The 15,238-nt window shown below is 73.3% G+C and carries 18 protein-coding genes; 10 read left to right on the forward strand and 8 right to left on the reverse strand.

Translation table 11 applies throughout. The features are described from left to right. Positions 1-12 precede the first annotated feature (12 nt). Together ACIGO6_RS16640 and ACIGO6_RS16645 are read left to right on the forward strand one after the other, a co-directional pair. Positions 13-1,554, forward strand: coding sequence for a carboxylesterase/lipase family protein (locus tag ACIGO6_RS16640; protein ID WP_399876279.1), 1,542 nt, complete (start codon positions 13-15; stop codon positions 1,552-1,554). Beyond that, positions 1,551-1,895, forward strand: a complete 345-nt coding sequence (locus tag ACIGO6_RS16645; protein ID WP_399876282.1) for a hypothetical protein — start codon at positions 1,551-1,553, stop codon at positions 1,893-1,895. Before ACIGO6_RS16640 ends, ACIGO6_RS16645 begins: the two co-directional genes overlap by 4 nt. A 96-nt stretch (positions 1,896-1,991) precedes the next feature. Here the strand turns inward: ACIGO6_RS16645 and ACIGO6_RS16650 are convergent, their stop codons facing one another. Then, positions 1,992-2,600, reverse strand: a complete 609-nt coding sequence (locus tag ACIGO6_RS16650; protein WP_399876283.1) for a TetR/AcrR family transcriptional regulator — start codon at positions 2,598-2,600, stop codon at positions 1,992-1,994. A 95-nt stretch (positions 2,601-2,695) separates the two neighbouring features. On the opposite strand from ACIGO6_RS16650, the gene ACIGO6_RS16655 reads away from it, so the two are divergent. After that, positions 2,696-3,445: an SDR family NAD(P)-dependent oxidoreductase gene (locus tag ACIGO6_RS16655; protein WP_399876285.1), complete on the forward strand. Its 750-nt coding sequence runs from the start codon at positions 2,696-2,698 to the stop codon at positions 3,443-3,445. Between the two features lie 25 nt (positions 3,446-3,470). Here ACIGO6_RS16655 and ACIGO6_RS16660 read toward each other — a convergent pair whose 3' ends face one another. The 3 genes from ACIGO6_RS16660 to ACIGO6_RS16670 form a co-directional block, all read right to left on the reverse strand. Continuing rightward, the gene (locus ACIGO6_RS16660) at positions 3,471-4,043 is read right to left on the reverse strand and encodes a hypothetical protein (RefSeq protein WP_399876288.1); all 573 of its coding nucleotides are present in this window, start codon (positions 4,041-4,043) and stop codon (positions 3,471-3,473) included. Between the two features lie 43 nt (positions 4,044-4,086). Next, entirely contained in the window at positions 4,087-5,022 is a 936-nt protein-coding gene (gene murQ, locus ACIGO6_RS16665; RefSeq protein ID WP_399876290.1) for an N-acetylmuramic acid 6-phosphate etherase, read from the reverse strand. A 123-nt stretch (positions 5,023-5,145) separates the two neighbouring features. After that, positions 5,146-6,120, reverse strand: coding sequence for a MurR/RpiR family transcriptional regulator (locus tag ACIGO6_RS16670; RefSeq protein ID WP_399876293.1), 975 nt, complete (start codon positions 6,118-6,120; stop codon positions 5,146-5,148). 55 nt (positions 6,121-6,175) lie between these two features. Between ACIGO6_RS16670 and ACIGO6_RS16675 the strand changes: the two genes are divergently transcribed. Together ACIGO6_RS16675 and ACIGO6_RS16680 are read left to right on the forward strand one after the other, a co-directional pair. Continuing rightward, positions 6,176-6,559 carry a hypothetical protein gene (locus tag ACIGO6_RS16675; RefSeq protein WP_399876296.1) on the forward strand — a complete coding sequence of 128 codons (384 nt, stop codon included), beginning with the start codon at positions 6,176-6,178 and terminating at the stop codon, positions 6,557-6,559. A gap of 13 nt (positions 6,560-6,572) precedes the next feature. Further along, positions 6,573-6,851 (forward strand): DUF4031 domain-containing protein, encoded by a 279-nt coding sequence (locus ACIGO6_RS16680; protein WP_399876299.1) that lies wholly within the window; start codon positions 6,573-6,575, stop codon positions 6,849-6,851. On the opposite strand, the gene ACIGO6_RS16685 is transcribed toward ACIGO6_RS16680, so the two are convergent. Together ACIGO6_RS16685 and ACIGO6_RS16690 are read right to left on the reverse strand one after the other, a co-directional pair. Then, complete coding sequence (locus ACIGO6_RS16685; RefSeq protein WP_399876302.1) at positions 6,833-7,939, reverse strand: GNAT family N-acetyltransferase; 1,107 nt, start codon at positions 7,937-7,939, stop codon at positions 6,833-6,835. The two genes, ACIGO6_RS16680 and ACIGO6_RS16685, sit on opposite strands and share 19 nt — an antisense overlap. 16 nt (positions 7,940-7,955) lie before the next feature. Further along, positions 7,956-8,612, reverse strand: coding sequence for a hypothetical protein (locus ACIGO6_RS16690; protein ID WP_399876304.1), 657 nt, complete (start codon positions 8,610-8,612; stop codon positions 7,956-7,958). Positions 8,613-8,717: 105 nt separating this feature from the next. Between ACIGO6_RS16690 and ACIGO6_RS16695 the strand changes: the two genes are divergently transcribed. From ACIGO6_RS16695 to ACIGO6_RS16705, 3 genes are all read left to right on the forward strand, one after another. Next, positions 8,718-9,365 carry a TetR/AcrR family transcriptional regulator gene (locus ACIGO6_RS16695; RefSeq protein WP_399876307.1) on the forward strand — a complete coding sequence of 216 codons (648 nt, stop codon included), beginning with the start codon at positions 8,718-8,720 and terminating at the stop codon, positions 9,363-9,365. 32 nt (positions 9,366-9,397) lie between these two features. Continuing rightward, positions 9,398-10,081: a maleylpyruvate isomerase family mycothiol-dependent enzyme gene (locus ACIGO6_RS16700; protein ID WP_399876310.1), complete on the forward strand. Its 684-nt coding sequence runs from the start codon at positions 9,398-9,400 to the stop codon at positions 10,079-10,081. A gap of 94 nt (positions 10,082-10,175) precedes the next feature. Next, on the forward strand, positions 10,176-10,865 hold the full coding sequence (locus ACIGO6_RS16705) for a copper homeostasis protein CutC (protein WP_399876312.1): 690 nt from the start codon (positions 10,176-10,178) through the stop codon (positions 10,863-10,865). Between the two features lie 109 nt (positions 10,866-10,974). Here ACIGO6_RS16705 and ACIGO6_RS16710 read toward each other — a convergent pair whose 3' ends face one another. Further along, on the reverse strand, positions 10,975-13,080 hold the full coding sequence (locus tag ACIGO6_RS16710) for a HelD family protein (RefSeq protein ID WP_399876315.1): 2,106 nt from the start codon (positions 13,078-13,080) through the stop codon (positions 10,975-10,977). 275 nt (positions 13,081-13,355) lie between these two features. On the opposite strand from ACIGO6_RS16710, the gene ACIGO6_RS16715 reads away from it, so the two are divergent. After that, positions 13,356-13,541: a hypothetical protein gene (locus tag ACIGO6_RS16715; protein ID WP_399876318.1), complete on the forward strand. Its 186-nt coding sequence runs from the start codon at positions 13,356-13,358 to the stop codon at positions 13,539-13,541. A gap of 25 nt (positions 13,542-13,566) precedes the next feature. Here the strand turns inward: ACIGO6_RS16715 and ACIGO6_RS16720 are convergent, their stop codons facing one another. Next, complete coding sequence (locus ACIGO6_RS16720) at positions 13,567-14,322, reverse strand: helix-turn-helix domain-containing protein (RefSeq protein WP_399876321.1); 756 nt, start codon at positions 14,320-14,322, stop codon at positions 13,567-13,569. Between the two features lie 222 nt (positions 14,323-14,544). On the opposite strand from ACIGO6_RS16720, the gene ACIGO6_RS16725 reads away from it, so the two are divergent. Then, entirely contained in the window at positions 14,545-15,213 is a 669-nt protein-coding gene (locus tag ACIGO6_RS16725; protein ID WP_399876324.1) for a DUF4097 family beta strand repeat-containing protein, read from the forward strand. Positions 15,214-15,238: the final 25 nt, after the last annotated feature.

Below are 15,238 nucleotides of genomic sequence, written 5' to 3' on the forward strand. Positions count from 1 at the left end.
AGGGTCCGTGGGATGACGATCCCTGGACCCGTGGAGTCAGTGGAACCCGTGGTGCGCACCGCCTGCGGCGCGGTGCGCGGCCGGACCGAGGACGGGCTGACCGTCTTCCGAGGCATCCCGTTCGCCCAACCCCCGGTCGGAGACGCCCGGTTCGCCGCCCCGCGCCGCGCCCGTCCCTGGGACGGCATACGTGACGCGTACGCCTTCGGCCCGCCGCCCCCGCAGGACCTCGGCATCGCGGGCACCACCGGCGTCCTCGACGCCCCCGAGGGCGACGACTGGCTGACGGTCAACGTCTGGACCCCTGCCCCCGACCCGGCCGCCCGCCGCCCGGTCATGGTCTGGATCTACGGCGGCGCCTACAAGCTCGGCCACTCCGGCAGCCCTGGCTACGACGCCCGCCGCATCGCCGAGGACGGCGACCTGGTCGTCGTCACCTTCAACTACCGCGTCGGCATGGAGGGTTTCGCCCACATCGAGGGCGCGCCCGCCAACCGGGGCCTGCTCGACCAGGTGGCAGCGCTGGCCTGGGTGCAGGACAACATCGCGGCGTTCGGCGGCGACCCCGACCAGGTCACCGTCTTCGGCGAGTCGGCGGGCGCCGGTTCCGTGGCCTCCCTGCTCGCGATGCCCCGCGCGACCGGACTCTTCCGGCGGGCCATCGCCCAGAGCGTGCCGGGCACGTTCTTCTCCACCGCCCTCGCCGCCGACATCGGCGCCGCCCTCGCCGCCGAGCTGGGTCTGCGCCCCACCGTGGAAGACCTCGGGGAGGTCGCTCCGGACCAGCTCGTCAAGGCGGGTCAGGCCCTCGCTCCGAAGATGCCGGGCAATGTCCCCCGCTGGGGCCAGGCGGCACCCACGGTCACCCCGTACGCGCCCGTCGTGGACGGCGAGTTCCTGCCGGTCGCGCCCTGGCAGGCGCTCGCGTCCGGCGCGGCCCGTGACGTCGAGCTGGTCGTCGGTCACAACCGCGACGAGAACCGGCTGTTCACCGCGATGGCGGGCAAGCTGGGCGAGATCGGCGAGGACCGGGCGAGCGCCGCCCTGTGCCTGTACGCCCCGGGAGGCGAGGCCGCCTACCGCGCGGCGTTCCCGGACGCGTCGGCCAACGACCTCTACGAACGCGTCCAGACCGACTGGCTGTTCGCGATGCCGTCCCTGCACCTGGCCGAGGCCCACCTGGCGGGCGGCGGCCGGGCCCACGTCTACGAACTGACCTGGCCGGCCCCGGCCTTCGGCGGTGCCCTGGGCGCCTGTCACGCCCTGGACCTCCCCCTCCTCTTCGGCACCTACCACGCCGACCTCGGCGCCCTCCTCTTCGCCGGTACGGAGCCGTCCCCCGAGGCGCTGGCCCTGTCGTCCCGTTTCCGGGCCGCGTGGACCGCGTTCGCGCGCACGGGTGATCCCGGCTGGCCCGCGTACGACACACAGCGGCGCCTGGTGCAGGTGCTGGACGCCGAGCCGGTCGTCGCGCCGTATCCGCAGGAGGCGTCGCGGCGGTTGTGGGAGGGGCACGAGTTCGCGGCGCTGCCCCTGCTGGGACCGGAGGCTTGAGCTTTCGGGGCCCCCTGCTCGGCCTGTTCGTCGTGCCGGTCGTCGGCGGCCTGTACTTCCTCGGCCAGGCGGCGACCGCCGACGGTACCCCGCAGTGCGACGGCATCATCGAGGAGTACGGGGACGCGGAACGCTCCGGCCCCATGAAGCCGGGGGAAACGTGCAACCTGTACGACTTCACCGACGGCCGCTCGTCGGGCACGCGGACGTACGAGCAGCAGAAGAAGGCGCAGGACGAGGAGGCGGTGGACGACTACTGGGCCGGGGGCTGGTGGCTCGCGTACGGCGTGACGGGCCTGGCCGTCGTCGCCCACCGGGGCCGAGAACGCCGTCGCTCCTGAGGCGCGGGTCTCGCGGCGTTCCAGGCGTCCCCGACTTCCACGTGGCCGTGGGGCCGCCCGCCTCTCGGGCGGTGTCGTGCGGCCCCAGCGCGTCCGTCAGGCGGGTGGCCAGTTGCGCAGGGCCGTGTCGGCCACCCGCTGGAGGTCTTCCCGGGTGGCTCCCCCGGTGGCCTGCACGGAGATGCCGTTGGCGAACGTCATGAGGTAGCGGGCGACGTGCAGCGGGTCGGTGCCGGGCGGCAGGTCGCCGTCGTCGACGGCCTCCCGGAACCGGTCGCGGAGCTGGGCGACGCCCCCTTCGCGCCAGTCGGCGAGCAGGTCACGGGCGGAGCGCCCCGTCTCGCCGGAGGCGAGTGAGCCCTGCACGCCCAGGCAGCCCGAGGGGCAGTCGGGGCGGGTGCAGACCTGCACGGCACCCTTCAGGAAGGCCGTCGCCACCTCTCGGGCGGTCGGTTCCCGCAGGGCCCGGGCGACGTAGGAGGCGGGCCCCTCCTCGTAGCGCTCGAGCGCCTTGCGGAACAGGTCCTCCTTGTTGCCGAAGGCCGCGTACATGCTGGTGCGGGTGATGCCCATGGCGCTGGTCAGGTCGGTGAGGCTGGCGCCCTCGTAGCCCTGCTCCCAGAAGACCCGCATGGCCTTCTCCAGGGCCTCGTCGGCGTCGAAGCCCCTCGGCCGGCCGATCGGCCCCTTCTGTCGCGTCTCCATGGCCCCCAGTCTACGCCTTCCGTATCGATCGGTACGGATGTGCTACGGTCGCTTTCAGTACCGATCGGTACAGAAGATCGTGGAGGTCTTTCACCATGGGACAGCTCGAAGGCAAGACGGCCGTCGTCACCGGCGGCAGCACGGGGATCGGCCTGGCCAGCGCGGTGCGGCTGGCGGAAGAGGGCGCGCACGTGTTCATCACCGGGCGGCGCAAGGCGGCGCTGGACGCGGCCGTGGAGATCATCGGTCCGGAGCGGGCCACGGGCGTGGCCGGTGACGTCTCGGACCAGGCCGACCTGGACCGGCTCTACGACGCGGTCCGCGCCCGCGGCCGAGGGCTCGACGTGGTCTTCGCGAACGCGGCGATCGCCTCCCTCGTGCCGCTGGAGGAGATCACCGAGGAGCGGTTCGACGAGATCTTCCGCGTCAACGTGCGGGGCACGGTCTTCACCGTGCAGAAGGCGTTGCCGCTGCTCAACGACGGCGCCTCGGTGATCCTCAACGCCTCCACCGCCGCCGACAACGGCGCGGAGGCGTTCAGTCTGTACGCCGCCTCCAAGGCCGCCGTCCGGACCTTCGCGCGGGGCTGGGCCAACGAACTCAAGGGGCGTGGCGTCCGGGTCAACGCGATCTCCCCGGGTCCGGTCGAGACCCCCGGGATCACCAACCTCTTCGGCGAGGAGAACCTGCCCGCCATGCGGACGACCCTCGCATCGGACACCGCGATCGGGCGGATGGGGCGCCCCGAGGAGGTCGCCGCGGTGGTGGCCTTCCTCGCCTCGGGGCAGAGCAGCTTCGTCCTCGGGGCGAACTGGTACGTCGACGGCGGCGAGAACCAGATCTGACCCGGTGGGGTGACGCCGGTACGGGTCAGAGGCCGCCCATCGGCTCGATGTCCACCCGTACCGGCGTGCCCCACACCCGCAGGACCTCGTAGTCCGTGAACTCGTGGACGAGCCGGTACGCCATGGCGGCGTGCGGGCCGCGCAGTTGGGCCGCGATGTACAGCTCGGCCTCGCGGCGGTCGCGGCGCGGGGTGCCGCACAGCTGCCACGCCTGGCCGTTCCACAGCTCGGGCAGCCAGCGCTGCTGGGGCTGCGGCCGGTCGCCGCGCACCCCGTACCGGGACTGGACCGGCTCGGTGGGCGGGGCCGTCGGGAGGGGGCCGCCGCTGTACTCGGCGCGGCGGGCGCTGCGGCGGCGGGTCTCGCACAGGAGGCACAGGTCGGGGGCGGCCGTGTCGACCGGGCCGTTCGGGTGCTCGGGGCAGCGGGTGCTGGGCGCCGTCGTCGTGACGCTCTCCTCCAGCTGGTCCAGCGCACGCTTCAGGTCCGCGCGGACCTCGTGCAGCTTGGCCTCCGGCGTGTCGGAGGTCAGGGCCTCGCCGTGCTCACCGAGGAGACGCAGGGCGCGGCCCAGGGCGGTCAGCTGGGCGTGGTTCATGTTCCCCAGAGTCGCACACCGCACTGACGGCCCGGGGCGCGCGTCAGTCGTGGGCCGCCGTCAGCGCCGCGCGCAGATGGCCGCCGGAGTCCTCCAGGAGACGGGCGGCGGTCGGGCCGTCCACGTCGGCCAGCAGGGTCAGGATGGCGGTCTTGACCTCGCCGTCGGTGGCGGTCAGAGCGCGTTCGACGTCGGCGTCGGCGGCCCCGGTGGCGAGCGCGACGATGCGGCGGGAGCGGGCGCGCAGCTTCTCGTTGGAGGCCCGGACGTCCACCATCAGGTTCCCGTACGTCTTGCCGAGCCGGATCATCGTGATCGTCGACAGCATGTTCAGGACCAGCTTCTGTGCCGTGCCGGCCTTCAGCCGGGTCGAGCCGGTGATCAGCTCGGGTCCGGTGACGACCTCGATGCCGTGCTCGGCGGCGGCGGCCAGGGCGCTGCCGCTGTTGCAGGCCAGCCCGATGGTCAGGGCACCCTGCGCGCGGGCGTGCTCCACCGCGCCGATGGCGTACGGGGTGCGGCCGGAGGCGGAGACGCCGACCACCGTGTCGTCGGAGGTGAGGGCGAGGGCGTCCAGGTCGGCGCGGGCCAGCTCGGCCGAGTCCTCGGCACCCTCGACGGAGGTGACCATGGCGTCCGCGCCGCCCGCGATCAGGCCGACGACCTGCCCGGGGGCGGTGTTGAAGGTGGGCGGGCACTCCGAGGCGTCCAGCACTCCGAGCCGGCCTGCCGTGCCGGCGCCCGCGTAGACGAGCCGGCCGCCGCGCGCCATCCGGGCGGCCACTGCGTCGATGGCTGCGGCGATCTCGGGCAGCCGCTCGGCGACGGCGGCGGGCACGGTGGCGTCCTCACCGTTCATCAGCCGCGCGATGTCGAGGGTGGCCATCCGGTCGATCTCGGCCAGCTCGGGCCGGAACGCTTCGGTGGTCAACGTCTCCAACTGGGAAAGGAGGTCGGGGTGATGGGGGGTGGAGGTCATAAGGATGCGGCCCTTTTCAACTTGCGATGCCAGTACTAACCCAGGGGCGCGGGACTGTGTCGATGTGCGGCTCCGCCGCGTGCGCGCGACCAGCCACACTCGGCCCGCAGCCACCCACAAAGATCAAGCCCTACGGTCCCCGGCCCCCGCGCGGAGCGCCCCGTGCCGGTGTGCCAACGCCTCATAGGACGCAGCCAGAGCAGGCGCCGCCGCCTCGTACGTCCGCTGCGCCACCCCCACGAACAGGCAGTCCACCACCAGCAACTGACTGGTCCGCGAGGACATCGCCGCCGGCCGCAGCTCGCTCTCCCGGGACGTGGACGTGGTCAGCACGTGGTCGGCGTACTGCGTGACGGGGCTGTCGGGGCGGCCGGTGATGGCGACGGTCGTGGCCCCGCGTTCGAAGGCGACCCGCAGCGGCTCGATGACGTCCCCGGTCGAACCGGAGTGCGTGATGGCGAGGGCGACGTCCCCGGCGCGCAGCTGCACCGCGTTGGTGACGGCGAGGTGCGGGTCGCTGGGGGCGTGGGCTATGAGCCCTATGCGCAGGAGCTTCTGGGTGAGGTCCTGGGCGACCAGCCCGGAGGCGCCGATGCCGTACACGTCGGTGCGGCGGGCGGCGGCGAGTGCGGCGACGGCCGCGCCGAGCTGGACGGTGTCCAGGCCGGCGGCGGTGTCGGCGAGGGTCTGCTGCTCGTCGTAGGCCAGCTTGGCGACGACGTCGGCGATCGGGTCGTCGACCGCGATGTCGGTCGTGATGGCGGGCGCGCGGCCGGACTGCTGCTGCGCGGCGAGGCCGGCCAGCGCCAGGCGCAGATCGCGGTAGCCGGGGTAGCCGAGCAGCCGGGCGGTGCGTACGACGGTCGCCTCGCTGGTGCCGGTGAGCTCGGCGAGGCCGGTGACCGTGAGGGCCGCGCAGCCGGCCGGGTCGCCCGCGACGGCCTCGGCGACCCGCTGCATGGAACGGGTCATCGACGGCGCGAGGGTCCGCACCTTGGCCGCGAGGGCGGCGGGCACGGGAAGCGAGGTCGAGGTCCTGGTGCCGCCCGCGCCTGCGAAAGTTTCCCCTGCGAAAGTTTCCTTCACTTCATCGGTCACTCATGAAAGATATTTTCGTTTCGGTCGACGGGTCAAGAGTGCGCACAATGGGTGCATGGACCCCATCAGCCCCCTGGAGCAGGCGCTGCACGCCGCGCGCGCCCTCGTGCTCGCCGATCTGGTGGCGGGCCAGGTCGCCGAGCCGGACGTCGTGTCACTGGTCGAGGAGTCCGTCGTGCAGCGGCGCTGGTGGGTCGAGCAGTGGCCCGAGGGCGTGGAGTTCGTGGCCGGACTGGTCGCCCAGGACGTGCAGGACGCCCTGCTGGAGCGGTACGGCCGCTGGCCGCTGTGCCCGGTGTGCGGCTCCGGCGACCCGCACGCGCTGGACGTCGAACCGGAGCTCGGTCCCGACCCGCACTGGGTGTGCGGCAAGGCGGGCGTGAAGGTCGCCGCGGTCGGCTCGCTGGGCGCGGCCACCGGCGACGCGCAGTCCTCGTGACCGGGGCCGCCCGGTGACCGTCTACATCGACCCGCCGTCCTGGCCGGGCCACGGCCGCATGTGGTCCCACCTCGTCAGCGACGTCTCCTACGCCGAACTGCACGCCTTCGCCGAGCGGCTGGGCGTGCCCCGCCGCGCCTTCGAACGCGACCACTACGACCTCCCCGCCCAGCGCTACGCCGACGCGGTCTCGGCCGGTGCGCTGGAGGTCAGCAGCCGCGAGGTGGTGCGGCTGCTGCACGGGGCGGGGCTGCGCCGGCGCAAGGGCTCCGCTCAGCCCCGCAGTTCGTAGGCGAACTGCCCGGTGTCCGGCGTGTCCTCGGTGTCCTCCCCGCAGACCCGGGTGAAACCGGCGCGGGTGAGGACGGCCTGCGAGGCGGTGTTGTCCGGCTCGGTCGTCGCGAACACGGACGTCACCTCGTCCCGGGCCAGCGCCCACGCGGACAGCGCGCGCAGCGCCTCGGTGGCGTAGCCGTGCCCGCGGGCGGACTCGACGAGGTCGTAGCCGATCTCCACCCGGCCGTCCTCGTCCGGCGCGCCGTGGAAGCCCATGCCGCCGACCGCGCGTCGGTCCTCCCGCCGTACGAGCGTGAACACGCCCCACTCCGGGCGGTGCACGCCCGCCTCGTACGCCTTCAGCAGCATGCTTGCGGCATCCCGCGTGCCCTGGTACGGCCCGCCCTCGACCCACGCGAACCCGCCGTCGCCGCCCGCGGCCAGGTCGTACGCGGCGGCGGGCGTGACGCCCTGGAGGGTGAGCCGCTCCGCCGGGATGACGAGGTTGTTGCGCCAGCGCCACTCGGTGACCGGGGCGCGTCCGGGCAGCTCGCCGCGGCCGGTGGCCCACAGCAGGGTGCGCCAGGGGTCGGCGCCGGGCTGGACGTGCGGGAAGATCCGGGTGAGGACGTCCTGGCACAGCCCGGTGGGCGGCTCGTAGGCCAGTCCGAGGCCTTCGGCGATGTCGTGGGTGTGCAACAGCACTTCGGCGACCCCCATGGCGGCGAAGCCCTCGCGGTTCGCGCTGCGGAAGGGGTACGGGTGGAAGGCGCGGACCTCGGGCGGGGTGGTGCGGACAGCGGCGGCGAGCAGGGCGCCGGTCGTCTCGATGACGTGCAGGACGCCCTCGTTGTCGGCGGGGTCCAAGCCGTCGTCGGTGCCGTCCAGGGTGATCTCGAAGGGCACGTACGCCTCGGTGGCGCGGCCGGCGAGCTGGCCGGCGTAGGCGATCAGGTCGCCCGCGATGTGCTCCGCCGTGTACCGGCAGCTCCACTCCAGCCGGGCGGCCCGCACCGCCTCCCAGTCCCGGTCCGCCGCCGTCCGCAGCAGCGCGACGGCGCCCGCGACGGCCTCTTCCACCTGTTCCCCACCCATGGTCCGCATGCCGGGCAGGCTACGGCTACGGGGTGTCCGCGAGCGACAGCATTTCCAGCTCACCGGTGAGGTTGTAGCGGGCGGTCGCCTCCCACTTCCGCTGCCCGTGCGGGGTGTGGAACAGCCGGGGCAGGTCGAGGAGTTGGCGCAGCACCGCGGCCCGTCCCTCGCGGAAGGCCTCGTTCGGGACGAAGTGGTACTCCTCGCGGACGGCGGCCGTGTACGCCGCGTACGCCGACGGGGGCGAGGCGAGGATCGCCAGGTCCGCGTCGCACAGCACCTGGCCGTCGCGGTCGTCGTCGGCCGGGGCGTGGGTGACGGTGAGGCGGACCAGCCGGGCCACCTCTGCGGTCTGCTCCGCCGGGACCCCGGCCTCGGGCAGGGCGCGCTCGGCGAGACGGGCCGAGCGTTCCTCGTTCTCGGAGCGGTCGGGGAGGTAGACGGCGTCGTGGAACCAGGCGGCGAGGCGTACGACGTCGGGGGCGTCGGCGCACTCCTCCAGTACGTCGACGTGGTCCAGGACCGCGGTGAGGTGGGCGAGCGTGTGGTAGTGCCGCTGGGGCTCCTGCCAGCGGGCGAGCAGGTTGTCGGCGTACGGCGTCGGGTCCGGGCCGGAGCCCGGGCTCCGGGTTCCTTCCAGTGCGCGGGCGAAGCGGGAACGCAGGGCGTCGAGATCGGCCATGCGCTCATTGTTCCAGTGGGAGAGGCGAGATGCGACGACCCCAGTAACCTTCGTGATAGCTTCTAACGGACGGGTGAAGCCGTAGAGGGCGGAGGTGGCGGGATCATGCCGGAAGCACGCGCGAAGACCCCGCGCGAGCGCTACCGCTCCCAGGTGCGCGCGGAGATCAAGGAACACGCGTGGGAGCAGATCGCCACCGCGGGGGCGTCCGCGCTCTCCCTCAACGCGATCGCCAAGCGGATGGGCATGAGCGGTCCCGCGCTCTACCGGTACTTCGCCGGCCGCGACGAACTGATCACCGAGCTCGTCAGGGACGCCTACCGGAGCCTCGCGGACACCTTCCGGGCGGCCTCCGAGGCCGGTGCCGACCTGGCCGGGCTGGCGCACGCCCTGCGCGCATGGGCGCTGGACGACCCCCAGCGCTACTTCCTCGTCTTCGGCACCCCCGTCCCGGGCTACCGTGCGCCCGACGACGTCACCGAGATCGCCGCCGAGACGATGGCGGCCATCCTCGACACCTGTGCCGCGCTGCCCTCGGACCGCCCCGCGACACCGTTCGACACGCACATCGAGGGCCACCGGCAGTGGGCGGGCGCCCACGCCGCCCCGCCCGCGGCCCTCCACCGGGCCCTGGCCTTCTGGACCCGGCTGCACGGCGTGCTCTCCCTGGAGCTCGCGGGCCACTTCACCGGCATGGCGTTCGACCCCGCCCTGCTCTACGCCGCCGAACTGGACGACCTGTCGGCGCACTGACCGCGAGGCGGCGCCGGCCCTAACGTGGTCCCATGACGACTCCTGCCGACGTGAACCACGTACACGACCCCGAGCTGCCCGGGCGGCTGCTGACCATCGAGCGGGACGAACTGGTGCCGCTGCTGCGCGCCCGGACGGACGGCGACTTCGCGCTGCCGGTGACCGCGTGTCCGGGCTGGACCGTGCGGGACGTGCTGGCCCACTGCTCCAGCGCGCTGATGCGGGCGGTGGAGAACCGCTTCGAGGACGGCGTCTTCTCGCCCGAGTCCAACGACCGCGACATCGCCGAACGCGCCGACTGGAGCAACGCCCGGATCGTCGACGAGCTGGAGCGCGGCATGACCGAGGCCGGTCCGGTGATCGGCCGCGCGGGCGGCGCCCTGGACGGGCTCGCGCTGGGCGAGTGGGTGCACGCCGGTGATGTCCGGGTGGCCCTCGGTGAGCCGGGGGCGTACGCCGGGCGCGGGCTGCCGGTGGCGCTCGCGCTGCTCGCCTCGCTCACCCGCGAGCGCGCCCACGTGCCGTTGCACGCCGACCTCGACGACCTGGACGAGCCCCTGAAACTCGGCGAGGTGAGCGGCGAGCGGCCGCCGGGGCGCTTCATCGGCGACGCCGCCACGCTCGTTCGGTTGTACGCGGGACGGGCGGTGGACCACGCGGCCGGATACGAGCTGGCCGGGGTGAAGGCGGAGGAGCTGAACCTCTTCGGCGGGTGAGCGGCTGAGTGGGGGCGTCGGGCATCCCCGGCGCGCGGTCTGGGCGTAGTCTTGGATTGGACTAGACCTGTAGTAGGCCGATGAATGGGGTCCCATGAGCAAGCGTGCAGTCCTGGAGGTGATCGCCCTCGACGTCGAGGACGCGGTCGCCGCCCAGGCCGGAGGCGCGGATCGCCTCGAACTGGTCACCGACATGGCGGCCGACGGACTCACCCCGTCGACCGCGACCGTCGCCGCGATCCGTGCCGCCGTCGACATCGACCTGCGCGTGATGCTGCGGCTCGCGGACGGGTTCGCGGCGGGGGACGTCGAGCGGCTGGCGCGGATCGCCGGCGAGATGCGGGAGGCCGGGGCCTCGGAGTTCGTGCTCGGATTCCTCGACGCGCACGGTGACGTGGACCTCCGGGCGGTGGAGCGGGTCGTCGGGGCGCTGGACGGATGCCGGTGGACCTTCCATCGGGCGATCGACCGCGCCGGGAACCGGGACGCCCTGCGCAAGCAGCTCGCCGACCTTCCCGGCCTGGACACGTATCTGACGGCCGGGGCGGCCGGTGGGGTGGACGAGGGGCTGCCCGTACTGCTCGCCGAGGCGCGGCGGCGGGGGGAGCCGGGGTACGAGCAGCAGTTGCTGGTGGGGGGTGGCCTGCGGCTGGAGCACGTACCCGGGCTGCTGGACGTGGGGATCGACGGCTTCCACATCGGCGGCGCGGCGAGGCCCTCCGGGTGGGACGGTCCGGTCTCGGCGGAGGCGGTCGCGGAGTGGCGGCGGGTGCTGGGGGCGTAACCGCGGGCAGTCGTGCCTCCCCCAGTGCCTGAAGGGCCTGGGAGGTACCCCCCCCATGGGGCAGGCACTGGGGGAGGCACGACTGCCCGCAGCGGCGGCCGCGGCCGCGCTACGCCAGCTGCGGCGGCAGGTCCGTTCCGTGGGTCACGATCAGGCCCGACACCGCTCGGGTCAGGCACACGTACAGCCGCCGCAGCCCCGTCCGCTCGTCCGGTTCGCCGTCGACCACGGCCCGTGGCTCGTCCAGGACCACGTAGTCGTACTCCAGGCCCTTCGCCAGCGAGGCCGGGACCAGGGTCAGCCGGGTGGCGTGGGTCGTCTCCTCGCCGGGGGCGACGAAGCCGATGCCCGCCGCGCCGAGCGCCTCCGCCAGCCCCGGCACCCGCGCGTCGGCCGCGATCAGGCCGACCGAGCCCTCGCGCTCCAGCAGCTCGCGGCACGCCGCCACCACGTCCGCCGTCCCGGCACCGGCCGTCCCGGCGTCCGCCGCCCCCGCCTCGGTCACCCCGGCGTCCACCGCCCCCGCCCCGGTCGTGCGGATCTCGAAGAAGCCCGGATTCTCGCGGATCGACGCCACCGGCGTCAGCCCGGGCGCGATGTGCGGCAGCAGCCGGGAGGCGTAGGTGATGACGTCCGTCGGCACGCGGAAACCGGCCGTCAGCTCCTCGACCACCGCCTCGCCCTTGCCCAGGTGCGCCAGCGCCTCCTCCCAGCTTCGGGTCGCCCACGGCGTGGTGCCCTGCGCGAGGTCGCCGAGGACGGTCGCCGAGCCGGTGGAGCAGCGCCGGCCCACCGCCCGGTACTGCATCGGGGACAGGTCCTGCGCCTCGTCGAGGACCACGTGCCCGAGGGAGTGGGTGCGCTCGATCAGGTCGGTGGCCTCGTCGATCAGCACGGCGTCGGCCGGTGACCACTTGGCGGACTTCACCGAGCGGGCCGGCTTCACCCACAGCACCGCCTTCTGCTCGTCCTCGGTGAGGACGCCCTCGGCGTGTGCGGCGAGGAAGTCCGCGTCCGAGAGGAGACGCAGGACGAGCTTCGCCGGGTCGACCTGCGGCCAGACGGCCTTCACCGCCGCCTTCACCGCCGCGTTGCGCGCCACCGCGTTCTGCACGCGGTCGTCCGGTGCCTCGCCCGCACGCTCCATCTGCACCAGCACGGCGTGCGCGATGCGCTGCGGAAGGGCCTCGCGGGCGGCCCCGTAACGGATGTCGCGGGCGAGCAGTTCGCGGACGATCTCCTCCAGCTCGTACGCCGCCACCCGCCACCGGCGCGACCCGCGCACGACGACCAGCCCTTCGGTGGGCAGGGCGACGTGCGCGTACAGCGCCCTGCGCAGCACCGCCGCCATCCGCGCGTCGCCCTTGACCACCGCCGCCGTGGCGTCGTCCGCCCCGCGCACCTCGACGTGCGCGACCAGGTCGTCGACGGTGGCCTGGTGCACCGTCAGCTCACCCAGGGCGGGCAGGACTTGCTCGATGTAGTGCAGGAAGGACTTGTTCGGGCCGATGACGAGCGTGCCGGTGCGGGCGAGGCGCTCGCGGTGGGCGTAGAGGAGGAAGGCGACCCGGTGCAGGCCGACGGCGGTCTTCCCGGTGCCGGGACCGCCCTGCACACAGACCGAGCCGGCCAGCCCGGCGCGCACGATCTCGTCCTGCTCGGGCTGGATGGTCGCCACGATGTCGCGCATCGGGCCGACACGGGGCCGCTCGATCTCCTGCTGGAGCAGCTTGCTGGTGGTCGCCGCCTCGGTGGGGTCGGACAGGTGCTCGTCCTCGTACGCGGTGAGGTCGCCGCCGGTGTACCCGAAGCGGCGGCGCAGCCCGATGTCCAGCGGGTCCTTCTTCGACGCCCGGTAGAACGGCTGCGAGACCGGCGCCCGCCAGTCGATCACCATCGGGTCGCCGTCCGCGTCGTGCACGTGCCGGCGCCCCACGTAGAAGCGCTCCCCCTCCGCGCCCTCGGCCTGGTCGGCCCCCGGCGCGTGCAGGTAGTCGAGCCGGCCGAAGAACAGCGGGGTCTCACTGAGGTCGGCGAGCGCCTTGATGCGCTCCTCGATCTGGCTCTGCAGTACGGCGGCGTTGACCCAGTTCGCGGTGACGTCGGTGATGTCGAGGGACTCGACGTCCTCCCGCATGGCGCGCAGGGCGGAACGGGACGCGGCCAGGTGGTCGCGCTCCCGGGACAGGGGGTCGTCGTGGACGGGCGTGGACAAGAGGGTGCCTCCGGATGACCTGCGGTGTGGTGGGCGCGGGTTCGCGCGGTGGGCCGGCCGGTTTCCGTCCGGTCGGCGGCGCTCCGTGGGGAGGCGGGCAAGAGCGGAGATTGTAGGGGAGCGGGGGAGTCGCGGGCCAACGGTTTTTTCGTCCCCTAGGGGATCACGTCCTCCGCTCCGGGGGGATGCGCTCCCTCCACGGTCGTAGCGGGGGACGGCGGGGATTGGCCCGGGGACCGATGCCGGTCCGGGGGCCGCGGTCGCACCATGGAGACATGAGCGCAGCAACCATCTCCCCCGCCCCGGCACCGGGCCGCCCGTCCGGTGCCACGCCCGTGGCCGGCAGCCACCGGCACCGGCTCGGTGACGCCCTGCGCGCGGTCAGGGTGTTCGCCGGCGCCGCCTTCGACGTGGTCATCCTCGGCGAGTACGGCGAGGAGGCCGGCGTCCGCCGCAAGTAGGCCCCGCATCGCCGGGCCGGTCACCTCACCCGTGAGCCGGACCCGACTCGGCCGTGTCGTCCGGGGTCGCGGTGGACTTCGTGTGAAGGATCTCGCGGGCCTGCTCGGCGGCGCGGGTGATCGCCTCGGAGATGAAGTCGAGGTAGCGGGAGATGTTCTCCAGGCGCGTGGCGGCCGGCGTGCCGGGTCCCATGATGCCGACGCCCTGCCGTGAGGTCTCGGCGACCTGGGCGGTGGACCGGGCGCTGGCGATCATCGACTGGTGCCAGATGTCGTCGTCGACGACGTAGCGCTCCCGGCGCCCTTCCTCGCGCTCCCGCCGGACGAGGCCCTGGCCCTCCAGGAACGTGACCGCCTTGGAGATGGACGCCGGGCTGACCTCGAGGCGCTGGGCGAGATCGGCGGCGGTGAGGCTCCCGCTGTCGGTGAGGGTGAGACAGGCCATGACCCGGGCCATCATCTTGGGCGTGCCCGACGCTATGAAGACGGTGGTGAGCGTCTCCTCGTACTCGCGCACGGCCTCCGCGTCGCGTCCGTGGTCCTCCGTGAGCGCCCTCGGGCCCCGGGGTGCGGCCGGTTTGCGCCGGTGGGCGCGGCGTTCGGTGGCGCGGTGGGCCAGGTCCGCGCGGTAGCCGGCGGGTCCGCCGTTGCGCATCACCTCGCGCGTGATCGTCGAGGTGGGGCGGTCCAGACGCCTGGCGATCTCCGCGTAGGCGAGCCCGTCGGCCAGCCCCGTCGCGATCTGCTGGCGTTCCTGCTGGGTGAGCCTGCCTCCTGGCAACGCGGTCTCCTTCGTGGTCCGGTGACGTCGACAGAGTAGCGTTCACTTCCATTCATTGCAATGAACGAACCTCTACTTGTTGCGTTACGTTTCCGTCCGTTGCAACGATTTATAGGCTCTGAACTGCAGAAATCAATACTGTATGCAACGAAGTAGTTGCCGAGCCTATGAATGCAACGTAGCGTTTCGGGTGTCAGAAACGACAACCCGAAGGAGCGCACCATGCAGTTCGACACCCCCGCCCCCGTCTCGGTCGTCCTCGACGTCCCCGCGGGCCGCATCCGGTTCATCGCCGCCGACCGGGCCGACACGGTGGTCGAGGTCCTGCCCGCGGACGCCAGGAAGAGCCGCGACACGAACGCGGCGGAGCAGACCACGGTCGAGTACGGCGACGGTGTCCTGCGGATCGAGGGTCCCCCGGCGAAGAACCAGATCCTCGGCCCGTCCGGCGCCGTCGAGGTCACCGTCCAGCTGCCCGCCGGCTCCCACGTCGAGGCGAAGGCGGCCTCCGCCGAACTCCGGGGCGTCGGACGGCTCGGCGACGTCACCCTCGAGGGCGCCCAGGGCACGCTCAAGCTCGACGAGACCGCGAGCGCCCGCCTCACCGTCCTCGCCGGCGACATCTCGGTCGGCCGCCTGGGCGGCCCCGCGGAGATCAGCACCCAGAAGGGCGACATCCACATCGGCGAGGCCCTGCGCGGCACGGTCACGCTGCGCACGGAACACGGCGACATCTCGGTCGGCGCCGCCCACGGAGTCTCCGCCTCGCTGGACGCCGGCACCGGCTACGGCCGGGTCCACAACACGCTCCGGAACGCCGACGGCGCCGCCGCCGGCCTGACCCTCCACGCGACCACCGCCTACGGCGACATCACCGCCCGCAGCCTGTGACCGTCCGCCGCCTGTAGATCCGTAA

The organism is Streptomyces sp. NPDC053750 (assembly GCF_044544295.1).
GTDB lineage: Bacteria > Actinomycetota > Actinomycetes > Streptomycetales > Streptomycetaceae > Streptomyces.

Excerpts from the sequence above, each read along its gene's own strand:
- ACIGO6_RS16640 (WP_399876279.1), top strand. The coding sequence starts at position 13 with ATGACGATCCCTGGACCCGTGGAGTCAGTGGAACCCGTGGTGCGCACC.
- ACIGO6_RS16650 (WP_399876283.1), bottom strand. The coding sequence starts at position 2,600 with ATGGAGACGCGACAGAAGGGGCCGATCGGCCGGCCGAGGGGCTTCGAC.
- ACIGO6_RS16655 (WP_399876285.1), top strand. The coding sequence starts at position 2,696 with ATGGGACAGCTCGAAGGCAAGACGGCCGTCGTCACCGGCGGCAGCACG.
- ACIGO6_RS16660 (WP_399876288.1), bottom strand. The coding sequence starts at position 4,043 with ATGAACCACGCCCAGCTGACCGCCCTGGGCCGCGCCCTGCGTCTCCTC.
- murQ (WP_399876290.1), bottom strand. The coding sequence starts at position 5,022 with ATGACCTCCACCCCCCATCACCCCGACCTCCTTTCCCAGTTGGAGACG.
- ACIGO6_RS16675 (WP_399876296.1), top strand. The coding sequence starts at position 6,176 with ATGGACCCCATCAGCCCCCTGGAGCAGGCGCTGCACGCCGCGCGCGCC.
- ACIGO6_RS16685 (WP_399876302.1), bottom strand. The coding sequence starts at position 7,939 with ATGCGGACCATGGGTGGGGAACAGGTGGAAGAGGCCGTCGCGGGCGCC.
- ACIGO6_RS16690 (WP_399876304.1), bottom strand. The coding sequence starts at position 8,612 with ATGGCCGATCTCGACGCCCTGCGTTCCCGCTTCGCCCGCGCACTGGAA.
- ACIGO6_RS16695 (WP_399876307.1), top strand. The coding sequence starts at position 8,718 with ATGCCGGAAGCACGCGCGAAGACCCCGCGCGAGCGCTACCGCTCCCAG.
- ACIGO6_RS16700 (WP_399876310.1), top strand. The coding sequence starts at position 9,398 with ATGACGACTCCTGCCGACGTGAACCACGTACACGACCCCGAGCTGCCC.
- ACIGO6_RS16705 (WP_399876312.1), top strand. The coding sequence starts at position 10,176 with ATGAGCAAGCGTGCAGTCCTGGAGGTGATCGCCCTCGACGTCGAGGAC.
- ACIGO6_RS16715 (WP_399876318.1), top strand. The coding sequence starts at position 13,356 with ATGAGCGCAGCAACCATCTCCCCCGCCCCGGCACCGGGCCGCCCGTCC.
- ACIGO6_RS16725 (WP_399876324.1), top strand. The coding sequence starts at position 14,545 with ATGCAGTTCGACACCCCCGCCCCCGTCTCGGTCGTCCTCGACGTCCCC.